Below are 21242 nucleotides of genomic sequence, written 5' to 3'. Positions count from 1 at the left end.
ATTGAAGTCAAAAAAACTTAGTGACCGGTGCCATTGATATGGCGAATCATGTCTTCTACCACTTTTTTGGCATCGCCAAAGATCATCATGGTTTTGTCCATATAGAACAAGCTATTATCAAGACCTGCGTAGCCGGCACTCATTGAGCGTTTGATGACCATCACGGTTTGCGCTTTGTTTGCTTCAAGAATTGGCATACCAAAGATGGGTGAGTTTGGATCGTCTTTTGCCGCTGGGTTGACCACGTCATTGGCACCGATAATCAGCACAACGTCAGTACCTGCAAAATCGGAGTTGATTTCATCCATTTCTAAGATGTCTTCATACGGCACATCCGCTTCAGCCAATAGTACGTTCATATGACCTGGCATACGACCTGCCACAGGGTGAATCGCAAAACGCACATCCACGCCTTCTTCTTTTAGCATTTCATAAAGCTCTTTTACCGCATTTTGGGCGCGACCTTGCGCCATACCATAACCTGGCACAATGACGACACTGCTAGAGTTTTCCATCATAAAGGCGGCATCTTCAGGTGAGCCTGTACGGTAAGTTTTCGGTCCCGTATCTTCTTCTGTCGCAGCGACTGAGCTGCTTGACATACCGCCAAACAATACGTTGAGCAGTGAACGGTTCATGGCTTTACACATAATGTAGGACAAAATCGCCCCAGATGAACCCACCAGCGACCCTGCGATAATCAGCATTGAGTTACCTAGGGTAAAACCGATACCGGCTGCTGCCCATCCAGAGAATGAGTTGAGTAGCGATACCACCACAGGCATATCACCGCCGCCAATCGGCGCAATCCACATCCAGCCAAAAATAATAGCAAGGATGGTCATGGCATAAAACGCTGGCATGGATTGGGTGGTAAAATACATAATACCAAATGCTAACATCGCGATGAACAATAGCGCTTGGACAGGTTTTACCCAAGTGCCTTTAAGCGTCTTTGCCCAGCTTTTTGCCGCCAATTTACCAAAAGCAAACATTGATGCTGAAAAGGTAATTGCACCAATAAAACAGCCCACAAATAACTCAAACCGCGCGATGGTGCTATGCTCGACGCCTGTATGCAACACGCTCGCTAGTGCGATGGCAACCGCCGATAGACCGACTAAAGAGTGCATCAAAGCCACGGTTTCTGGCATTTGCGTCATGGCAACAGTACGTGCTTTCCAAGTGCCGACCACCGCGCCTAGCACCATCGCGCCAACAATTAAGACAAATACCGGACTGGGTGCCAAGAAAAAGGTGGTGATAATAGCAATCGCCATACCTATCATACCGAATCGGTTACCACGGATGGCAGTTTTTGGGCTTGATAAACCCCGTAAGGTCAAAATAAATAGCACCGCACCAATCAAATAAAACCAATCAGCATGTTGGGCGACCCAATTCAAATTCTCATTCATCAAGCATTTCCTTCTTTGTTTGGCTCAGCTTTGGCTTTTTTATCTTTTGATTTAAACATCGCAAGCATACGTTCCGTCACCGCAAAACCACCAAAAATATTGATGCTGGCTAAAAATACCGCAAACGCACCCAATAAGCTGGTTGGGGTAAACATATTGCCATCGATGCTGACGGTCTGCAGCATGGCACCGACGATGACAATACTGGATAATGCATTGGTCACCGCCATCAGCGGGGTATGTAGGGCAGGTGTTACCCCCCAAACCACGTAATAACCCACAAAAATAGCCAAAATAAAGATACTAAAGATTGCCACAAATGGGGTGGCAGATGTCGCAGACGCTAATAGGGTCAATAACATAAAACCTCCTAACCTCGATAGGTAAAATTAAATGAAAATTAGGTTAGCGACTGGCTAACAATACTTGACCTTGGCTAGTAACCAGCAAGGCTTTTTGGATTTCATCTTCTGGATTGAGCGCAAACGCTTTATTGTCATCCATTAAGGTTGCAAAAAAGTTATACAAGTTGTTGGCATACAATACCGATGACTGCGCTGCCAAGGTCGATGGAATATTGGGCACACCCATGATGGTGACACCGTTTGGGGTGATGATATTTTGTCCGACCACTGAGCCTTCTACGTTACCGCCTGTTTCCACTGCCATATCGAGTAGAATTGAGCCAGATTTCATTTTATCGATGGTAGCTTGGTGTATCAAACGCGGGGCATTGCGACCAGGAATTTGAGCCGTGGTAATCACGATATCTGCTTGGCTGACTGCTTTATCGACAACCGCGGCTTGGTCTTTGATATATTGCTCAGACGGTGTCCAGGCATAGCCGCCTGTGTCTTTGGCTTTGGCTTTTTCCTCATCGCTCATGGGGACATCGAGCCATTTACCACCGACTGACTCCACTTGATCACGCACGGTGGGACGTAAGTCACTGGCTTCTACAACAGCACCCAAACGACGGGCGGTGGCAATCGCTTGCAGACCCGCGACGCCCACGCCTAGGATGACAATACGCGCAGGTTTCACCGTGCCTGCCGATGTCATAAACATGGGGAAAGGACGACCAAACTGGTTGGCAGCCAAAATCACCGCTTTATAACCTGCCAAGTTGGCTTGAGATGACAGTACGTCCATGTTCTGCGCCCGCGACAAAGTTCGTGGCAATAGCTCCATGGCATACACTTTGGCGTGGCGATTGGCATAGTCCTGCAAATTGGCATTACGATACGGATTCATCATACCGATAACAATCGCTTCTTGTTTTAGCTGGTTGATTTGTTCAATCGGCAAGCTATTGACCGTGAGCACCACATCACTTGTTGAGATCGCATCATCAACAATTTGCGCCCCTGCTTGTTCCAACGCATCATTGGTAATAAACGAACCTTTACCCGCATCACGTTCGACCACAATACTGTGACCCAACTTGATGAACTTTTTGATGGTATCGGGGGTAATCGCAATCCGATTTTCATATAATGCAGTTTCCTTTGGTACACCAATTTGCATACACTCTCCTCAAGCGGTTCGGTTGGCTTCTTAATCCACAACTGGCGATTGGCTAAGACAGTTATAAATTAAAAAAATGATAATTAAATTACCATAAATATAATTAATTATGCAAAACAATTCTAGGCGGAATAACAAGTAAATTTGACTGGTGCGTATAAAAAAAAGTTATCAATAAAACTTTTTACAAAATTTTCTTTTAATACGATGGCTTATTGAAGGTTAATCTAGCTGTCTATTGCGCTTTTTAACCTTGCCGTTATTGATTTCAAATTCATCAAAATCTTGCGCAAGCCAGAAGTTACCTTGATAATTTGCACCCACTTCCGCCCGAATATGTGACATATTCAAAGTTTTGCTACTAGGTTTATCAACAGGTTGAAAGCGTGCGCTAAAATGGGTCAAAATCAGGTTTTTTAACTGTGACAACTGCGCAAACTCAGCTACTTGCTTGGCGGTTGAATGCATGGGGTCAAAATAATGAGTGGCTAATTTTCGTTTATCAGCGATTGCTTGGGTATAGGTCGCCTCGTGTACTAGCACATCGGTATGTGATATGGCATTTGCTAATAGCTTAGGTGAGTCATTGTCGCCTGCGACTATCAGCACGGTTTTATGCAGCGTGGTGGTGACAAAATCCGCGGATTTTAGCAAGGTGTTATCATCTAGATCGACGTCAATACCGTACTTAAGTTTGCCCCATAGCCGTTTATCTACCACGTTAAGCTCGGTGAGTTTTTGGGTCAATAAGGTTTTTTTGGAAAGTTGCTGGGTGAATTTAAAGGCATGGCTAGGGATGCGGTGTGATAGCGCAATCACGTCAATTTGTAACTGATGGTCGTCTGTCAAATCCAGCATGATGGGTGGGTAACTATCCCCCTGCACTCTATTTTCAGTTGCGATAAAATGAATGTCAAAATTTATCATCAGCGCTGTCGTGGCTTGCACGGCGGCAAGATAATCAGCAATGGCTTGTGGGGCGATGAGGGTTAATGGGTGCTTGCGACCATTCATCGCCATACTTGCCAGTAAACCTGGCAAGCCATAACAGTGGTCGCCATGCACATGGGTGATACAAATCAATTCTAGCTGCATCACGGACAACGGGGTTTTGAGTAATTGATGCTGCGTGGCTTCTCCACAGTCTACCAATATCCAAGGGACATTTTTTGCTTTGCTATAAGGATTGATGAGTGATACAGCAAGCGCGGTGACGTTGCGGTGTTTGGTGGGTATCCCTGCAGATGTGCCCAAAAAAGTGAGTGTTAACATGATTGCCTCTTGATCGAACGAGTGTTACATTGTTATAGTGAACGTTTATCAATTTAACTATAAAATAAAATACGCTAACGAATTTCACAACAACTTTTGATTGGGATACTTGTGAATGGGATATTAGCAACGACTCAACGTATCTTTTTAACCCTTAACCCCTAGCCTTTAACCATTAGCCTTGTGCTTGGCGATAGGTTTATTTGGGGCATGCTTTGTTACGGGGACAACGGCTGTCGTCGCGCTTTAACCGTTTACGTTTTAAAAATTTGGTAACAGATAATAGCAATAATAATTTGGCAAGCGGGTTATTATTGAAGATGATTTCACTGAGTTTTGGTATACTCAATGCCGCTTATATCACCTACTGAACACAATAAGGAAATGCTATGTTCAAGTTTTTTACCCCACTCTGTTTCTCATTAAGTTTATTTGGCTGCCAAGCTGTTAGCCCAGCTCAGCAAAACCCCCAACCTATGCCTCAGCCAATTAAGAAACCTGAGATGATGTGCACCATGCAATATGATCCTGTCTGTGTCAAAACTATCAATAATGGCATCGTCCGCTATCAAACCTATGGCAACGCTTGTATGGCGAGTAATAGCGTCAATGCTATGGACAACACTATGAGCGTCACCAAAGGTGCTTGTGAGTCAGAGACTAGCAAGTGAATGAGTTAGTAAGTAACTGAGTTAGTAAGTGACTGAGCTAGCAAATAGCTGGGCTATCATAAGTTAGCCCGCTATAACGTCTGCACTAGCTTGTTTTGCCATAGCTGACTGACGATAAAACAAGCGAAGAGCTATAATCCCTCTAATTACTTTGTGTTAAAGGTTTTGCATCTGTATGGCATTAGCGCTGATTATTGATGATGAAGTAGATTTGTGTCGGTTGATGCAGATGACACTCAAAAAAATGGGCATTGAAACCAAAGTCGCCTATGACTATGCCACCGGCATCAGCCATCTTCAAGCGTATAGTTTTGACTTTTGCTTAACCGATCTCAAACTTCCTGATGGCACAGGACTTGATATCGTTAAATTTATCAGTAAAAATTATGCCAAGACCCCCGTGGCAGTGATTACCGCTCACGGTAGCATGGATTTGGCGATTGAAGCGTTAAAATTGGGCGCCTTTGATTTTGTTAATAAACCGCTTGAGCTGTCGCGGCTGCGCCAGTTGGTCGAAAACGCCTTGAAGGTGGCGGAAAATGCCAATAAACTCAATTGTAAAGAAGTCTATGATCCTTTTAGCAATCGCCTAATCGGACACTCTAACGCCATTGCTCAGCTCAAAACCACCATCCAAAAATTGGCGCGTAGCCAAGCGCCCGTATTTTTGTGGGGAGAATCGGGCACCGGTAAAGAAGTCGTTGCCAAGCTTATTCATGATTTAAGCCCGCGCTGCTCTGCCAATTTTGTGCCTGTTAACTGCGGCGCCATCCCATCAGAGTTGATGGAAAGTGAGTTCTTTGGGCACAAAAAAGGCAGCTTTACTGGGGCTACCGCAGATAAAGAGGGGTTATTCCAACAAGCAAATGGCGGCACGCTATTTTTGGATGAAGTAGCGGATTTGCCGATTTCCATGCAAGTCAAATTATTACGCGCGATTCAAGAAAAGAAAATCCGCCCCATTGGGAGCACCCAAGAAATTGCCGTGGATGTGCGTCTTTTATCCGCTACCCATAAAAATTTGGCTAAGCTTGTCGAAACGGGTGAATTTAGACAAGATTTATATTATCGAATCAACGTGATTGAAGTAAAATTACCAAGCCTCAATGAACGGCGCGATGATATTTTACTGTTAGCCAATCATTTTATCGCTTTGATTGCAGAAGATTGGGGACTAGCGCAGCCACCGACATTATCGAATGAAGCCGCGGTTCAATTGGCAAACCATCACTTTGCAGGCAACGTACGTGAATTAAGAAATATCTTAGAGCGGGCGATTACCCTAGCTGATGGTAATGTGATTGAAGGCCATCATTTAAATTTGCCATTATCAGCCGCCAACGTACCGGCTGACACTCCTAGAATCCATGAAACCCAAAAAACTCATGAAATCACAGAAAACTCCAATCACCCCGTCTTATCAATACCGAGTCAACCTAGCGCGCCAAAAGTTGAGCCCTTAGCCGAGCCTAAATCCGCTTCCAACAGCCCCATCAATACTTCCTATAGCAGCAACTTGTTTGCAAGTGGTTACAAAGTCAAACCCAATATTCAACTTGCGCCCACACCAACCCAATCCACCCATGATGCGTTAACCCATGAATCGTTAACTTTAGATGCGCCGATAGGGAATATCAATGCACCTAATTTAGCCCAGCCCTCTGCTGAAGAAGGTCAACTGCCTGCCGAAGGGCTGGAAGAATATTTGATGAATCAAGAACGAAAAGTCATTATCGCGGCGCTCAACTGCAGTGGTTGGAATCGCACCCAAGCTGCTAAACTGTTAAATACAACGTTTCGCTCACTGCGCTACCGTATGAAAAAATTGGGCATTGATAGTGACAGTGATATTAATAGTGATAGTGACAGCGATGAGGATTAAAAACTTCGGATAAAGGACAAATCGATATTTTTTGATAAATCTACTATCCCTACTTGGTCATAACAAGCTAGTGGAAAACGCCGGTGGATGCCTAACCACTGGTTTGCTGATTTAGCAAATAGCACGAATCGATTGCCTTTTTCATCGAGGCTTTGGTCGATATTGTCAATTTGATGCAGGCATTTTACCGCAATGATATCAATGTCTAATGTAACAGCGGGTTTTTGGTACAGAAGTCTGTCTTGTTGCTGTTCAAACTTCTTGGTGAGTTGTAACCACTGCCAATAATCTATGGGCTGCGCAAATGCTAAATAAGCCACTTGGTTAAAATAAACCGGTGTATTGGATGTTTGCTTGTTTAAATCGTCGTTTAAATTGTTATCACTACAAGTATCTTCACTACTATGAATCACGCTGAGGGTCAAAGTGCCAAAGTTTTGCAGCCAGTCTTTGGCTTTTTGTAAATAATAAGGCTGTTTGACATTACTGGCTAACGACAAAACACAGGCTTCGATGACTATGACATCACGCGGTGGTACACTCATACTCAAATGCTCAAATAAACATATTTTTTGCTTAGGCTAATTAATTTTGCTGAAAACGGGTAATTTTAACCCCAACACTATCGGCTTGTTTGATGGCGGTTGGTTTGTGAATCGTCACTGTGACTTTTTCTGGGGCAAATTCTGCCAAAATCATCTCAGCGACCAATTGCGCTAACCGCTCTAACAGCGCGACCTTATTGGCAATGCTCACTTCAGCCACGCGCTCACTGACACTTTTATAGTTGATGGCATCTTGAATATTATCAGTCTGCGACGCTTGGTATTGACAGCCCACCATTTCAATATCAAAAATCAGCGGTTGGGTTATTTGCTGCTCCCACTCATACACGCCAATCACGGCATCGACTTTGAGCCCCTTGACAAATACCGTGTCCGTTGAATTGCCGGTCAGTTTGATTGGCTGATTATTGGACTTTTCGTTTGCTATCGCGTGCAAGGCATCCGCCGCTGAATATAGCGATTCATGCATGGTTTTTTGTGTAGGGGCTTGCGTGGTGCTGTGGGGCGTTTCAAGCTTAGTTTGTTGGGGGGTTTCTGGTGTGGTCATTTTTACTCTCGTTAGGTATTTCGTTGTTTGATTAAATCATAACTAAAAAATACCAACCCTGTCCAAATAAAGGCAAAGGTAATCAATTTATAAATGTTAAAAGGCTCATGATACAAGAATATCGCCAATAAAAAAATCATGGACGGGGTCAAATAATTTAAAAAGCTCAATAAGCTAAAATTAACCATTTTGGTGGCTTTATTAAACATTAAGAGCGGTATCAAGGTCACAGGCCCTGCAATCATCAATAAAAAAATTGATGGCGACAGCCAAAAATCTAATTGACTACTAGCAACATCATGCATAGCGAACCAGCCAATAAAGACCGGCACCAATAATGCCGTTTCGATAAACATCGCAGACAGCGCGTCAAGCGGGGTATGGCGATGCATCAAACCATACACAGAAAAGCTACTCGCCAACAATAACGATACCCACGGCAATTTACCCAGCACGACCAGCTGAATCGCCACACCTATCGCTGCCAAAATCACTGCCATCCATTGCAAAGGACGCAGTTTTTCTTTGATGACCACAAGGGATAGTAAAATACCCATCAACGGACCAATATAATAGCCCAAACTGGCTTCCAAAATCTGATCATGATTGACCGCCCACACGTACACCAGCCAATTGACTGAGATAATCGTCCCCGAGACGGCAGTATAAAGTAGCCATTTTGGGTTGGCTTTAATCACTTTTACCCAGTGCCAGTTTTTGGTCACTGTCATGATTAGTAAAATCGTGACAAACGTCCAAATAATTCGATGCCCAATGATTTCAATCGCATCATAATCTTTGAGTAGCTTAAAATACAGCGGGAAAAACCCCCAAATCAAAAAAGCAGCCAGTGCGGTCAATACCCCTTTGGGCGTGGTCACTATGGTTGGTTTTTCATGGTCAGTAATATCAACGGCACGGGTCGGAATGTCACTATTGATGATATCAATGGTTTGACTTTCGGGGATTTGATTTTGGGGGATTTGATTTTTCATTAACACAACGATAAATGTTATTTTTTATAAAAAAGTAAAAACTAAGAAAGTCATAGTCTATCTTAGTTTTCATGTCATCCATGTAAAGACTTGCGACAGTGATACAAGTTTAGCTCACCTATGGTTTAGTCAGTCACCACTTTAACTTGCAACCCTGCACTATTGACCAGTTCAGCAAAGTTAGGGAAGCTGGTATTGACCGTCTCAGTACCATGAATGGTAATCGTATCGCTTGCGCGCAAACTTGCCACAGTAAAACTCATGGCAATGCGATGGTCATGGTGACATTCAATCTCACCACCGCCAAACACCTGTGCCACATCACCGCGACCTTCAATTTCAATGCCATCATCGAGTACGGTACAGGCAATTCCTAAGGTTTTTAGCCCATCTGCCATGACTTGAATACGGTCAGATTCTTTAACGCGTAACTCAGCTGCGCCATGTAGCACGGTTTTACCCGTGGCACAACTTGCTGCCACAAACAGCACAGGGAATTCATCAATGGCGAGTGGCACCAAGTGCTCAGGAATCTCAATACCTTGCAACTTTGAAGATTTCACCACGATATCGGCAACTGGCTCACCGCCAACGGTGGTTTCATTGGTCAATGTCAAATCAGCACCCATCAGCTTTAAGATATCAATCACGCCGGTGCGCGTGGGATTGATGCCCACTTTGTTGATGGTCACATTGCCTTGTTGGGCGATGGCGCCTGCCACCATAAAAAATGCCGCAGATGAAATATCAGCAGGCACTGCAATATCACACGCCGTTAATTCGCCGCCCCCTGTCACACTAATTTGATTGCCATTGTGCACTTTTGTCACTGTTACAGGATAACCAAATGCCGTCAGCATGCGCTCCGTGTGATCGCGCGTCACTTCTGGCTCAATCACCGTGGTAGTGCCTTGTGCCCATAGCCCTGCTAGCAGCAAACACGATTTCACCTGCGCTGATGCCATCGGCATTTCATAGCGGATACCTGTTAAAGTTTGATTACCGGTGATGCTAATCGGTGGCGTACCTTTTTCGCCCGTGGTTTGGATTTTGGCACCCATATCCCGCAGAGGTTTGGCGACCCGTTCCATGGGACGTTTGGATAAACTCGGGTCACCCGTCATCACCGAATCGAATTTTTGTGCTGATAAAATACCTGATAACAAGCGCATACTGGTGCCTGAATTACCCATGTATAGCGGATCATGCGAGGGTTTTAACCCATGTAATCCAACCCCATGAATCACTACTCTGCCTTGGTTTGGACCTTCAATCACTACGCCCATATCGCGAAAGGCCTGCAAAGTAGCGAGTGCGTCTTCACCTTCCAAAAACCCTGTAACCGTGGTGGTGCCTTTGGCTAACGAACCAAACATAATCGAACGGTGAGAAATAGACTTGTCACCTGCGACGGTGTGACTGCCTTCAAATTGTTGGGCTGGGGCGATAACGTAAGTTTGCTTCATGGCTTGTTTTTCCAAATAAGGCGTTTTATTTAACATATGTCCAAAATGTTGTCGAGCGGCTTGGGCTTGGGTCAATATACCCAGCATCCGCTCAGAATCATTGGTTTCGATAATTGCTTTCAACTGGCTTAATTGCTCACTAAATTCATCAATGGCATCGAGGAGCGCGGTTTTATTGGCATAAAAAATATCATGCCACATGGTTGGGTCGCTGGCGGCGATACGGGTAAAATCCCGAAAGCCACCCGCCGCGAAACGAAAAATATCCATATTGTCGTTGTGCTTGGCTAATTGCGCAACTAGATTGTAGGCTAGCAAGTGGGGTAAATGACTGGTACGCGCGAGCACCTTATCATGATAATCCGCTGGCATGGTCACCACTTCTGCGCCAGTCTGCACCCATAACGCAATCACTTTTTTAACCGCTTGTTTGCTGGTGGTATCTAGCGGCGTTAGGATGATTTTATGGTTATCAAATAGTTTGGCATTACGCGCATCAATCCCTGATTTTTCTGCGCCGGCAATCGGATGGGCGGGCACAAAACCTTTGGGCATATCGTCACCAAACACCGCGCTGGCGTCTGCAATGATATTGCCTTTGGTACTGCCCACATCCATGATAATGGTTTTATCGGTAATGATGGGTTTGATTTGTTCAAAAATTTTTTTGACTGCCTTTACCGGCGTGGCTATCACCACCAAGTCTGACCCTTGCACGGCAAAGGCAGCATCATCAAATCCTGCATCAAGCAGTCCGTAATTGATACCTTTATCAATGGTTGATTGTGAACGGCTGACCGCCACAATTGATTTGACCAATTTTTTATCACGCATGGCTTGTGCCAAACTTGCGCCGATGAGCCCTAGCCCAATAAAACACACTTTTTCAAACATTTAACTTACCGATTTTTTATAATTTGCTAAAAAGACTGCGAGCGCAATCAAAATCCCACCCAACATAGTGGTGATGGTGATTGTTTCGCCCAATAAAACCACACCCAACAATACCGCAATGAGCGGAATAAAATAAATATACAGCGAGGTTTTCACCACGCCCAAATGCTTATTGGCATTGGTCCACAACACAAAACACAAGGCAGAAGCGATACCACCTAAAAACAGTAAATTTGCCAGATTAATGGGCGTAAACGCATGAAGGTTGATAAAGCCTTCACCTGTCACAAGCATATACAGCGACGCGGTGATTATGCCATACAAAAACACTTTACGCATGCGTACCATCGGGTTGAGCGCATCTTTAATAGCACTGTTAGCAAAGCCAAAAAATGACCACGCCAACCCACTTAATATCGCTAAAATATTACCTAGCATGCCATTGGTTAAACTCATCGGCTGATTAGCTAGTACTAATGCCACGCCAACCAACGCCATCACACAGGCAATCAACAGCAACTTGCTAAAGGTATGCGTTTTAATGATAAAACTGGCAATCAGCACCGTAAACAAAGGTGATGCTGTGACTAGCAATGCCGCATTACTGCTATAGGTGTATAGCAATGCGGTATTTTCTAGCAAAAAGTACAAGGTGATACCGCACAGCCCCGACAAAAAATACAACACTTCGTTTTTTACACTGCTAAATGTTTGCAGTCTAGGTGACATGGCAAACAATAACCCATAGGCAAATACCGACCGATACAGCAAAATCTGAATGGGTGACATATCCGCCAGCAGCACCTTGGTGCTTGCTAATGTTGTTCCCCAAACGATGACCACAAATAACGCTAAAAAATGCCAAAATACTTCACGATTTTTTTCTAACTTTTTTTCTAACCTTTTTTCTAACATCGGCTCAGCTCAATACCTGCGCCAACGTATCTAAAAAACGGTTGATTTCTTCAGGCAACCCCACGCTCACGCGTATCCAAGCTGGCAGACCGTAACCAACCATCGGTCGCACTACCACGCCTTGCTCAATCAAAGTTTGGTAGATATCCATGCCATCGCCGACATTGACCATCACAAAGTTGGTGGCTGATTTGACATAGACGACACCTAAGCTATCCAAGCCATCATATAAGGCTTGTTTTTGCTCATGGTTAAACGCCAAATATTGGTTAATAAAATGTTGGTCTTTAATCGCGGCTGTGGCGGCGGCATGCGCCAATGTACTGGTATTTAACGACTGGCGCGTATAATTTAAAATCTCGGCAATGCTTGCGCTGCTTACTGCATAACCAATGCGCAAGGCTGCCAGTCCATAAGCTTTGGAAAAGCTACGTAGCACAATGACATTGTCATACTCTTGGGTCAAATCTACACAGCTGAGCGTTGGCACAAATTCGATGTAAGCTTCATCAATCACCACCAACACCTCCGATGGCACTTTTTTGATGAATTTAATCAGGTCATCTTTGGCGAGCACGGTGCCTGTGGGGTTGTTGGGATTGGTGATAATCACCATTTTACAATTGGCGGTTTGATTGATGGTCTCAAGCATCGCAGGCAAATCATGAGCAAAATTTTTGGCAGCGACTTGTTGGGTTCGCTCATTGATACCCAAGGACGCCAATTCATAATCCGAAAACGCGTATTGAGAATACACAATCACATCATCGCCATCGGCAAAGCTTGCGGTAATGTTATTGAGTAATTCATTAGAGCCATTACCCAACACAATTTGTTTTGTTTCGCAGCCCAAAAAATCAGCTAAGGCTTGTTTAAGCCCCTGCCCTGCGCCATCGGGATAACGCGATAATTCGCCCAGTTTTGACGTGATTGCCAAGGTCACATGCGGTGAGCAGCCCGTTGGGTTTTCATTGCTCGCCAATTTGACGATGTCACCCAAGCCATACTCACGGGTCAGCTCTTCATTGGATTTATCCATTTCATAAGCTTTTAACTGCTCAATACTGTGATTGACCGATTGGATCGTCATATCAAAACCTTTAATTGATGATTGATACTGATAAAAATTTATTGCCAAAAACGATTAAATCACCGCTTTTGGATAAGCACCTAGTACCCGTAAATCTTTGACTTGCGGGCGAATCTCAGCGAGCGCTGCCTGCATATTGGCATCGTCAATATGACCGAGCATATCAATAAAGAACACATAAGCCCATTTGTTTGGACGCTCTGGGCGGGTTTCGATACTGGTCATCGATACGCCATGTTTTGCGAGTGGCTGCAATATTTGAATCAGCGCGCCCGCCTGATCTTTGGCTGCCACTAAAATCGAGGTTTTATCTTGACCTGACGGCGCTACTGCTTCGCGGCCAATGATTAAAAAACGTGTGGTATTGGACGGGGTATCTTCGATATTTTCAAATAGTTTGTGCAAATTATACTCGCTTGCTGCCACTTCCCCTGCAATCGCGGCTGAGTGCCACTCATTTTTGATACGCCGCGCCGCTTCACCATTGCTAGAGACTGCCACACGCTCGACATTGGGATAATGGGTATCTAGCCATTGACGGCATTGGGCAAGCGCTTGGCTGTGGGCATAAATTTTTGAAATCGCGCCCACTTTGGTATGCTCACCCACCAAAAATTGATGATGCACCGGTAATTCCACCTCGCCAATGATTTTCAGATCGGAGGATAAAAAGCCATCAAGGGTATGATTGACCACGCCTTCTGACGAATTTTCCACAGGGACGACGCCATACATCGCAGAGCCGGCTTCCACTTCACGAAACACATCAGCAATGGTCGATAGCGGCACTGTCGTGGCGGCTTTGCCAAAATGCTTCAGCGCTGCCATGTGAGTAAAGGTACCTGCAGGGCCCAAATAAGCAATTTTTTGTGGGGCTTCTAAGTCTAAACACACTGACATAATTTCGCGGAATAAACGTGCCATTTTATCGGCAGGGAGTGGACCCTCATTACGCGCCATCACTTTTTTTAGCACCTGTGCTTCCCGCTCTGGGCGATAAAAAATCGGATTGTCCTCTTGCGTCTTTTTGGCTTTGGCTACTTGCACCGCATAGCCTGCTCGCTCGTTGATTAATCGCTGGATTTTTTCATCCACTTCATCGATTTTTTGGCGAAGTCCAATTAATTCATCATTGCTCATCGTTTGTTCATTCATAAAATTACAACTCAACAGTCAACACTGACCTGCGCGATAGGATTGAGGGTCATAAATCACAGGCAGCCTAGCTTGAAATATACCTTGAAATATACAAAGTTACCAAATGGCTTTATAGCAGAAATTGCCTAATACTAGCACAAATCACGCCTGTTAATCGAGTTTCGCTCGGCGCTTTTTCATCACAAATAGTGATATAGACACAATATTTTTGGCATACCCTAAAAAAAGTTGGATTTTTTGGTTTGATGCTTAACAAATACTTGCAAAATAGAAAAAAAACTAGCGATTGTCACAATGTTTGTGATAGCTTTTGACATAGGTTAAACAACATTGAATGAAACCATACTATTTTGTCCCTGATAGGTTATCAGTGACACGCAGCAATTTGACATTTAGGAAAGTACATGACTAGCAGCTTAAACCAACTAAAAATGATGACAACCATTGTGGCAGATACTGGGGATTTGCAAGCGATTGCCCGCTTAAAACCAGTCGATGCGACCACCAACCCAAGCTTAATTACCAAGGCATTGTCAGCGCCACAAATGCAGCCCATTTTAATTGAGACATTAAAAAAACACCCCAATGATATCGATGCGGTGATTGATGAGCTCACCATTTATATCGGCACCGAAATTTTAAAACTGATTGATGGTCGGGTTTCCACTGAAGTGGATGCAAGGTTGTCTTATGATACCGATGGCACAATTGTCAAAGCGCAGCAATTTATCAAAGCCTATGAAGTCGCCGGGATTGATAAAAAACGCGTACTCATCAAAATCGCTGGCACGTGGGAAGGCATCCAAGCTGCCAAAGCGCTAGAGCAACAAGGTATCCATTGTAATGTGACGCTGCTATTTGGCTTGCACCAAGCCAAAGCCTGTGCCGATGCCGATGTTACCTTAATCTCGCCATTTGTCGGACGGATTTTGGATTGGCAGAAAAAAGATGAAGGACTCGATAGCATCGAAATCAGCCGCGATAAAGGCGTGAACTCAGTCAAAACTATCTATCATTACTTCAAACAGCATGGCTACACCACCCAAATCATGGGCGCGAGTTTTCGCAGTATTGAGCAAATATTGGCATTGGCAGGTTGTGACTTATTAACGATTGCGCCTGATTTGCTAGACCAACTTGCCACGATGGATGTCAAAGTCGAGCGTCAGCTATTTCCCGACATGAAATTTGTTGACCTAAAAAAAGAAACCCTCGATGAGACCCAATTTACCGAACAACATGCGCTTGATCCTATTAGCCAAGCGTTATTATCTGCTGGTATTGAAGGCTTTATCCAAGCTCGAGAAGCGTTAGAGCAAACCTTGAGAGGCTTGGTTAACTAAGCGTTGTTAATTAAAGCTTTATTCATTAAAACTTTGATGGATAAAGCTTGGTTCATTAAATTTTCATTAGCGGCTAATCATATCCTTTAATCATGATTAGCCCTATGCCACCCCATTAGCCTTTAGCTTGCAACACGGTATAAAGTGGTATAGCAAGCGGTTGATGCAAATCCACCAAATCAAGCAATACAAGTGCGCCTAGCACCTGATGCCCTGCGGCTTCACAAAGCCCCACCGCGGCGCTCAAAGTACCGCCTGTCGCCAATATATCGTCCACCAACAACACATTCGCCGGCGCAAGTCCCGCCTGCATCTCTAAAGTATCACTACCATACTCTAGGGCATAGCTTTTATTCGCCACAGGCGGTGGCAGCTTGCCTTCCTTGCGTACCAATACCATGCCTTTGCCTGTTCGACCCGCCAACAGACTAGCAAAAATAAACCCCCGCGCTTCAATGGCGCCAAAGCAATCAACCGCCTCAAATACTGGCTGTGGTATCGCTGCCAGTAACGCATCGATTACCGCATTGACGTGAGCGCGCAATAATGGCGTGATATCATAAAACGCAATGCCTTGTTTGGGAAAATCAGGTACCACTCTGATGATTTGCCAAAATGGGTGCGGTGAATCAGGGGAGATAGTCGATTGCATAGGATTGACCAAATTCAGAAAAAATAAGGGTTAAGTAAAAAGTAAGTGTTAAGTAAAAATTAAGTAAAAATTGTTAAAGCGTGCCTCATTCTAGCAATTTTTTCCTGCTGAGCCAATCAAGGTCATGGATGGCGTTAAGTATTTACTTTAGCCATGATTAATAGGCTAGACTTGGGCAAACTGATTTAAAGATTTACGATATGGGATTGAATGTTGCCTGTCATTGGCTTGCTTGTTTCAGTGCATACTTGTAAACTATCGCAAGTTAAATTTTTAGGTGATTGCGTAGTTTTGCATGGTTAACATACTGCTGGGCATTGTAATTGCAATTTTTATCCTTATCTTCAATAGCAAAAGTTACCACTAACATAGGGAAAGTTACCAATGAAAAAATATCAATGTATCGTGTGTGGTTGGGTGTATGATGAGGCACTGGGCTGCCCAGAAGAAGGCATCCTTCCGGGTACACGCTGGGAAGATATTCCCGAAGACTGGACTTGCCCTGAATGTGGGGTTAGCAAAGTAGACTTTGAAATGATTGAACTATAATAAATATAATAGGGTTTTATCATGCAATCAACTAACAATGCCGATAGTGCGAGTGTCGATAGTGCCAGTGACAATAGTGTAAGCTTAGACAGTATCAGTTCAAATGACGCGCCTATTGCGCAACTGTCAAATACACAACCACAACCTGTAATCATTATTGGTTCAGGCATGGCGGGCTATACGCTAGCGCGTGAGCTCAGAAAGCTAACGACTAGCTTGCCTATCGTCATGGTGTGTCAAGACAGTGGTGATAGCTATGCTAAGCCAACCTTGTCAAATGCCTATGCGCAAAACAAACTTGCCGATAGCATTGCCAATGCGAGCGCGGAAAAAATGGCAGAAACGTTAAATCTGACCCTATTAAATTTTCATCAAGTCATTGATATTAATGCCGCTAAACAAGTTATTGTGGTTCGCTCGTTAGTCAATGAAGCGTCTCAGATAACCCTTGCGTATCGAGATTTGGTATTGGCGACAGGCGCGCATTCTAGACTATTACCCAATCTAGCTGTCAATCACCAAACCATTTTTGCCGTCAATCATTTAGATGAGTACAAAAGCTTTCAGCAGCGCCTAAACACCCTAAAATCTCAAAAATCATTACCGGTTAAGGTAGCGATTATTGGTGCAGGGTTGATTGGTTGTGAATTTGCCAATGATTTGATTGGTCAAAATACAGATAACCAGACCGCTGACATCGCAGTAGCTCTCTTTGATAAAGCGGCACGCCCACTGGCTCAGCAACTCCCTAGCCAGGCAGGTATCTTGCTACAAGACGCTCTGACTCAGTCAGGGGTGGATTTTTATCTAGGCACTGATATTACCAGTATCACGACAAACCTTAATAAAAATATTACTACAAATATTAATACAAGCGATAATGCAACCGTGACCATCTCGTTTGACAGGGATAAGCAATCACAAACCTTTGAAGCGGATATTGTTTTGATAGCGATTGGTTTGGTGGCTAATACTGAGCTTGCTGCATCAGCGAACATTGCCATAGCATCATCACAGCACATCAATCCTGCAATAACCCATTTGCCAAGAACAGTGCAGCAAGGCATCAAAGTCGACGCCTACCTAGCCACATCGGCAAAGCATATTTATGCCATTGGCGATTGTGCCAACGTGATGGGTAGCTATATGCCCTATGTCATGCCATTGATGAACCAAGCCAAAGCGTTGGCAAAAACCCTGGCTGACCCTAACATGGCGCCGACCAAAGTGGCGTATCCTGCCATGCCAGTGGCTATCAAAACACCTAGTTTACCTTTGGTGGTATTACCGGTATCGGGGCAGTACAGTGACGATCAACTCTATTGGCAAACGACCCCAACGACTGATGGCATGGTCATGACCGCCCATCCAAAAGATGACTCTAATAGCATTTTAGGGTTTGTATTAGCCGGTAAAGAAGCAGCAAAACAGCGCTTAACGTTAACCAAGCAAGTGGCAGATTGGCTGTCTTAGTAACTATCTTAGTTGCCACGCTGGTGCAACGGGCCATCTAATGCGGCAAGTTCATTCAACAACCTACTAGCAGATTGATATTTTTGGAATAAATTATGGATTTAGCCAAATTTAATTTTGAACCCTCAGTGATTACGGACTTTATGCAGAGTGCCATCATTGATATTGGTGATGAATTACAACTGTGTGTTGAAGTTGGTGGCAATCCTGATCATCCGCCCTTGCTACTGATTATGGGCTTAGGCTCGCAGTTGGTGTTTTGGCCAGATAGTTTTGTCAAAGGCTTGATTGATGCAGGCTTTTTTGTGATTCGTTTTGACAATCGTGATATCGGGCTATCCTCAAAAATCGCCCGACCCTTCCCCCGTTTTCCCGTCAACAATGTCAAAATGATGCTGCGTATGCAAGTGGGTTTGACGAACCGTCATTTTCCTGTGGCGTATAACTTATTTGACATGGTCGAAGATACCCGCCGCTTGCTTGATAAGCTTGAGCTAAAAAATGTGTATGTGGTGGGGGCATCTATGGGCGGGATGATTGCGCAAATTTTGGCTGCCAAATACCCAAAACGCGTGTCGACACTGGGTCTCATGTTTACCAGTAACAACAAGCCATTTTTACCACCCACCAAGCCAAAGCAGCTGCAAACCCTACTGTCACATCCCAAAACCACCCAAATTGATGACGTGGTCGCATACGGCGTGTGGTGTATGCAGCGTATCGGCTCACCCAAACATGTGGATGAAGAGGAAGTAGAACGGCTCATTCGCTTGCGGTTTGAACGTAGTTATCATCCCCGTGGCGCGCTTCAGCAGCTGCAAGCAATATTAGCCACTGGCTCTATTGTTAAATTCGACCAAAAAATCAAACAGCCGACCATTATCATTCATGGGGAAAAAGATGGGCTGGTGCCATCGGCGCATGGTCGGGCGATTGCCAAAGCGATTGCGCACAGTGAGTTTCATTTGATTAAAGACATGGGACATGATTTGGCAAAACCCTTTATCCCTACGATTGTCAAACTGCTAGCCGATCATTATATGAAGCATGCTTAACTCGCTAATTTAATAACCGCCATAATACAAACACCACTGCAATCACATAAAAAATTGGCGCAAGCCAGCTACTCACCTGCCAAACGGCATGACTGGCGATCATTTGCGCGATGAATAAAGCACCCACAAACCCAAGCACCGCAAGCCAATCCTGCTGACGACTTTTGAGCATATCTGAGCGAATTTGCTGTATTTCACGCAGCTGCTGATCTTGGTGCCCCCCCAGATTTGATAGACTTTGCAAACTATTATCTAGCAATTGTGGCATGTCATTGAGACTCAGTAACAGTTCAGGTAATTGCTTGCGTAGCTCGCCAATTTTTTGCATCGGGTCAAATTGCTGCTTCACCCAGCCTGTCAAAATCGGTTTGGCGAGCGACCAGATATCAAGCTCAGGGTATAAATCCCGTCCTAGACCTTCCACATGCACTAACGTTTTAAGCAGCAGCATCAACTGCGGCGGTATATCCAAATGATAGCGACGCGCAATATCAAGCACCGACATGAGCACACCTGCAAAATCAATGTCGTTGATTGGCTTACTAATCATCGGTGACACGGTGCGGCGCATATCGCGCATGAGGGCGTACTTATCGGTATTGGGTGGAATCCAGCCTGCCCGAGCAATGATATCCACTAGACCGGTAAAGTTATTGTTCATTACCGATAATAAAAGCCTTGCCACAATCATTTGGTCAGCTTTAGATAGCTCGCCCACGATTGAGCAATCAAGGGCGATGTAGCGGGGATTGGGACTTGGGGTATCGGCTGGCAGCGTTTCAACAAACACATTGCCTGGGTGCATATCGGCATGAAAGAAATTATCTCGAAACACTTGGGTGAAAAAAATCGTTAATCCTTTTGCCGCAAGTGCCGCCCTATCATATCCAAGCGCATCAAATACTTGGGTTTGCGAAATCGGCACCCCAATAATGCGCTCCATCACCATGATGTTTTTGCTGGCTTGATACACTTCAGGCACATACATCATCGATGAACCCAAAAAGTTGTTGCGCATTTGGGTGGTATTGGCAGCTTCAAGGGTTAAATCAAGCTCATTGAGCAAGACTTGCCGATAATCTTCAACGATATCGATAATATGTACGGCACGCGCCGCTTCAATCCGTGCTGACGCCCACCCTGCCAAATCGCGCAATAATTCAAAATCTTCAATAATCTGTTCACGGATAGTTGGGCGAACTACTTTGACTACCACTTCACGCCCATCATGCAGGCGTGCGGTGTGTACTTGCGCGATGGATGCCGCCGCTAACGGTGTGCCATCGAATCTAGCAAATAGCTGATTGATAGGTTGCCCCAAACCGCCTTTTTTTGTCGATTGTTCAATTTGCTCGATAACCGTATCGACACTAAAGGGTTTTACCCTGTCTTGCAGATGCACCAACTGCTCAATAATCTCAGGGGTGACCAAATCACGACGGGTGGAAAGCAGCTGCCCTAATTTTAAAAACAGCGTGCCCATCTCTTCAAGCGCCAGCCTAAACCCGTCTGGATGAGGTTTTTGAAAATAGCTGGCAGGGTGCATACGGATAAGTTTGGCAATGGGCTCAAGCTGCGGTGTCTCTTCAATAGGCAGATGCGTATCAACACGATAATGAGCGGCAATGCGCCACAGTTGTAAAAGACGTTTGCGATGATTTAGTAACACGTTGGCAACTCGTTAGAAAGCTTATCAATGGTGGGAATTCTAGCATGATATAAGCAATTTTTTAATGGTTAAAAAAAAGACGGGGATCTAACCCGTCATT

At 44.6% G+C, this 21242-nt stretch carries 19 protein-coding genes; 6 read left to right on the top strand and 13 right to left on the bottom strand.

Translation table 11 applies throughout. The features are described from left to right. Positions 1–17 precede the first annotated feature (17 nt). From H9W84_RS05785 to H9W84_RS05770, 4 genes are all read right to left on the bottom strand, one after another. Positions 18–1406, bottom strand: coding sequence for an NAD(P)(+) transhydrogenase (Re/Si-specific) subunit beta (locus H9W84_RS05785; protein ID WP_239743685.1), 1389 nt, complete (start codon positions 1404–1406; stop codon positions 18–20). An 11-nt stretch (positions 1407–1417) separates the two neighbouring features. After that, a complete protein-coding gene (locus tag H9W84_RS05780; protein ID WP_219299461.1) occupies positions 1418–1780 on the bottom strand; it encodes a proton-translocating transhydrogenase family protein in 363 nt (120 codons plus the stop codon). A 43-nt stretch (positions 1781–1823) separates the two neighbouring features. After that, positions 1824–2945: a Re/Si-specific NAD(P)(+) transhydrogenase subunit alpha gene (locus H9W84_RS05775; protein WP_239742285.1), complete on the bottom strand. Its 1122-nt coding sequence runs from the start codon at positions 2943–2945 to the stop codon at positions 1824–1826. A gap of 222 nt (positions 2946–3167) precedes the next feature. Then, positions 3168–4217, bottom strand: coding sequence for a ribonuclease Z (locus tag H9W84_RS05770; protein WP_239742283.1), 1050 nt, complete (start codon positions 4215–4217; stop codon positions 3168–3170). Positions 4218–4606: 389 nt separating this feature from the next. Here H9W84_RS05770 and H9W84_RS05765 point away from each other — a divergent pair, with 389 nt between their 5' ends. After that, positions 4607–4888, top strand: coding sequence for a subtilase-type protease inhibitor (locus H9W84_RS05765; protein WP_138019279.1), 282 nt, complete (start codon positions 4607–4609; stop codon positions 4886–4888). A gap of 175 nt (positions 4889–5063) precedes the next feature. Beyond that, positions 5064–6770, top strand: coding sequence for a sigma-54-dependent transcriptional regulator (locus H9W84_RS05760; RefSeq protein ID WP_239742281.1), 1707 nt, complete (start codon positions 5064–5066; stop codon positions 6768–6770). Here the strand turns inward: H9W84_RS05760 and H9W84_RS05755 are convergent. The 7 genes from H9W84_RS05755 to pheA form a co-directional block, all read right to left on the bottom strand. Further along, entirely contained in the window at positions 6767–7315 is a 549-nt protein-coding gene (locus H9W84_RS05755; protein ID WP_096488898.1) for a 2-amino-4-hydroxy-6-hydroxymethyldihydropteridine diphosphokinase, read from the bottom strand. The genes H9W84_RS05760 and H9W84_RS05755 overlap by 4 nt on opposite strands. 40 nt (positions 7316–7355) lie before the next feature. Further along, positions 7356–7883, bottom strand: a complete 528-nt coding sequence (gene folB, locus H9W84_RS05750) for a dihydroneopterin aldolase (RefSeq protein WP_239742279.1) — start codon at positions 7881–7883, stop codon at positions 7356–7358. Between the two features lie 11 nt (positions 7884–7894). After that, positions 7895–8878, bottom strand: coding sequence for an EamA family transporter RarD (gene rarD / locus H9W84_RS05745; RefSeq protein WP_239742278.1), 984 nt, complete (start codon positions 8876–8878; stop codon positions 7895–7897). 125 nt (positions 8879–9003) lie between these two features. Beyond that, positions 9004–11238 (bottom strand): bifunctional prephenate dehydrogenase/3-phosphoshikimate 1-carboxyvinyltransferase, encoded by a 2235-nt coding sequence (locus tag H9W84_RS05740; RefSeq protein WP_239742277.1) that lies wholly within the window; start codon positions 11236–11238, stop codon positions 9004–9006. After that, positions 11239–12153, bottom strand: a complete 915-nt coding sequence (locus H9W84_RS05735) for a DMT family transporter (protein ID WP_239742275.1) — start codon at positions 12151–12153, stop codon at positions 11239–11241. It lies immediately after the preceding gene. 4 nt (positions 12154–12157) lie between these two features. Further along, on the bottom strand, positions 12158–13243 hold the full coding sequence (hisC, locus tag H9W84_RS05730) for a histidinol-phosphate transaminase (RefSeq protein WP_203171863.1): 1086 nt from the start codon (positions 13241–13243) through the stop codon (positions 12158–12160). 54 nt (positions 13244–13297) lie between these two features. Then, a complete protein-coding gene (gene pheA, locus H9W84_RS05725; protein WP_050324445.1) occupies positions 13298–14398 on the bottom strand; it encodes a prephenate dehydratase in 1101 nt (366 codons plus the stop codon). Positions 14399–14805: 407 nt separating this feature from the next. On the opposite strand from pheA, the gene H9W84_RS05720 reads away from it, so the two are divergent. Further along, positions 14806–15744, top strand: a complete 939-nt coding sequence (locus tag H9W84_RS05720) for a transaldolase (protein ID WP_239742272.1) — start codon at positions 14806–14808, stop codon at positions 15742–15744. A 115-nt stretch (positions 15745–15859) separates the two neighbouring features. On the opposite strand, the gene H9W84_RS05715 is transcribed toward H9W84_RS05720, so the two are convergent. Beyond that, positions 15860–16396, bottom strand: coding sequence for an adenine phosphoribosyltransferase (locus tag H9W84_RS05715; protein ID WP_065252647.1), 537 nt, complete (start codon positions 16394–16396; stop codon positions 15860–15862). Between the two features lie 384 nt (positions 16397–16780). Between H9W84_RS05715 and rubA the strand changes: the two genes are divergently transcribed. The 3 genes from rubA (at position 16781) to H9W84_RS05700 (ending at position 19473) form a co-directional block, all read left to right on the top strand. Then, positions 16781–16945 (top strand): rubredoxin RubA, encoded by a 165-nt coding sequence (gene rubA, locus H9W84_RS05710; protein ID WP_036589380.1) that lies wholly within the window; start codon positions 16781–16783, stop codon positions 16943–16945. 21 nt (positions 16946–16966) lie between these two features. Beyond that, on the top strand, positions 16967–18418 hold the full coding sequence (locus tag H9W84_RS05705) for an FAD-dependent oxidoreductase (RefSeq protein WP_239742271.1): 1452 nt from the start codon (positions 16967–16969) through the stop codon (positions 18416–18418). 92 nt (positions 18419–18510) lie between these two features. Next, entirely contained in the window at positions 18511–19473 is a 963-nt protein-coding gene (locus tag H9W84_RS05700) for an alpha/beta fold hydrolase (RefSeq protein WP_420846667.1), read from the top strand. A 4-nt stretch (positions 19474–19477) separates the two neighbouring features. Here the strand turns inward: H9W84_RS05700 and H9W84_RS05695 are convergent, their stop codons facing one another. After that, positions 19478–21142, bottom strand: a complete 1665-nt coding sequence (locus H9W84_RS05695; protein ID WP_239742267.1) for an ABC1 kinase family protein — start codon at positions 21140–21142, stop codon at positions 19478–19480. Between the last annotated feature and the right edge of the window lie 100 nt (positions 21143–21242).

Source organism: Moraxella tetraodonis, assembly GCF_022359095.1.
Lineage (GTDB): Bacteria > Pseudomonadota > Gammaproteobacteria > Pseudomonadales > Moraxellaceae > Faucicola > Faucicola tetraodonis.
Note: the sequence above shows the minus strand (reverse complement) of the source record. Positions and strands in the feature narration are given on the sequence as shown.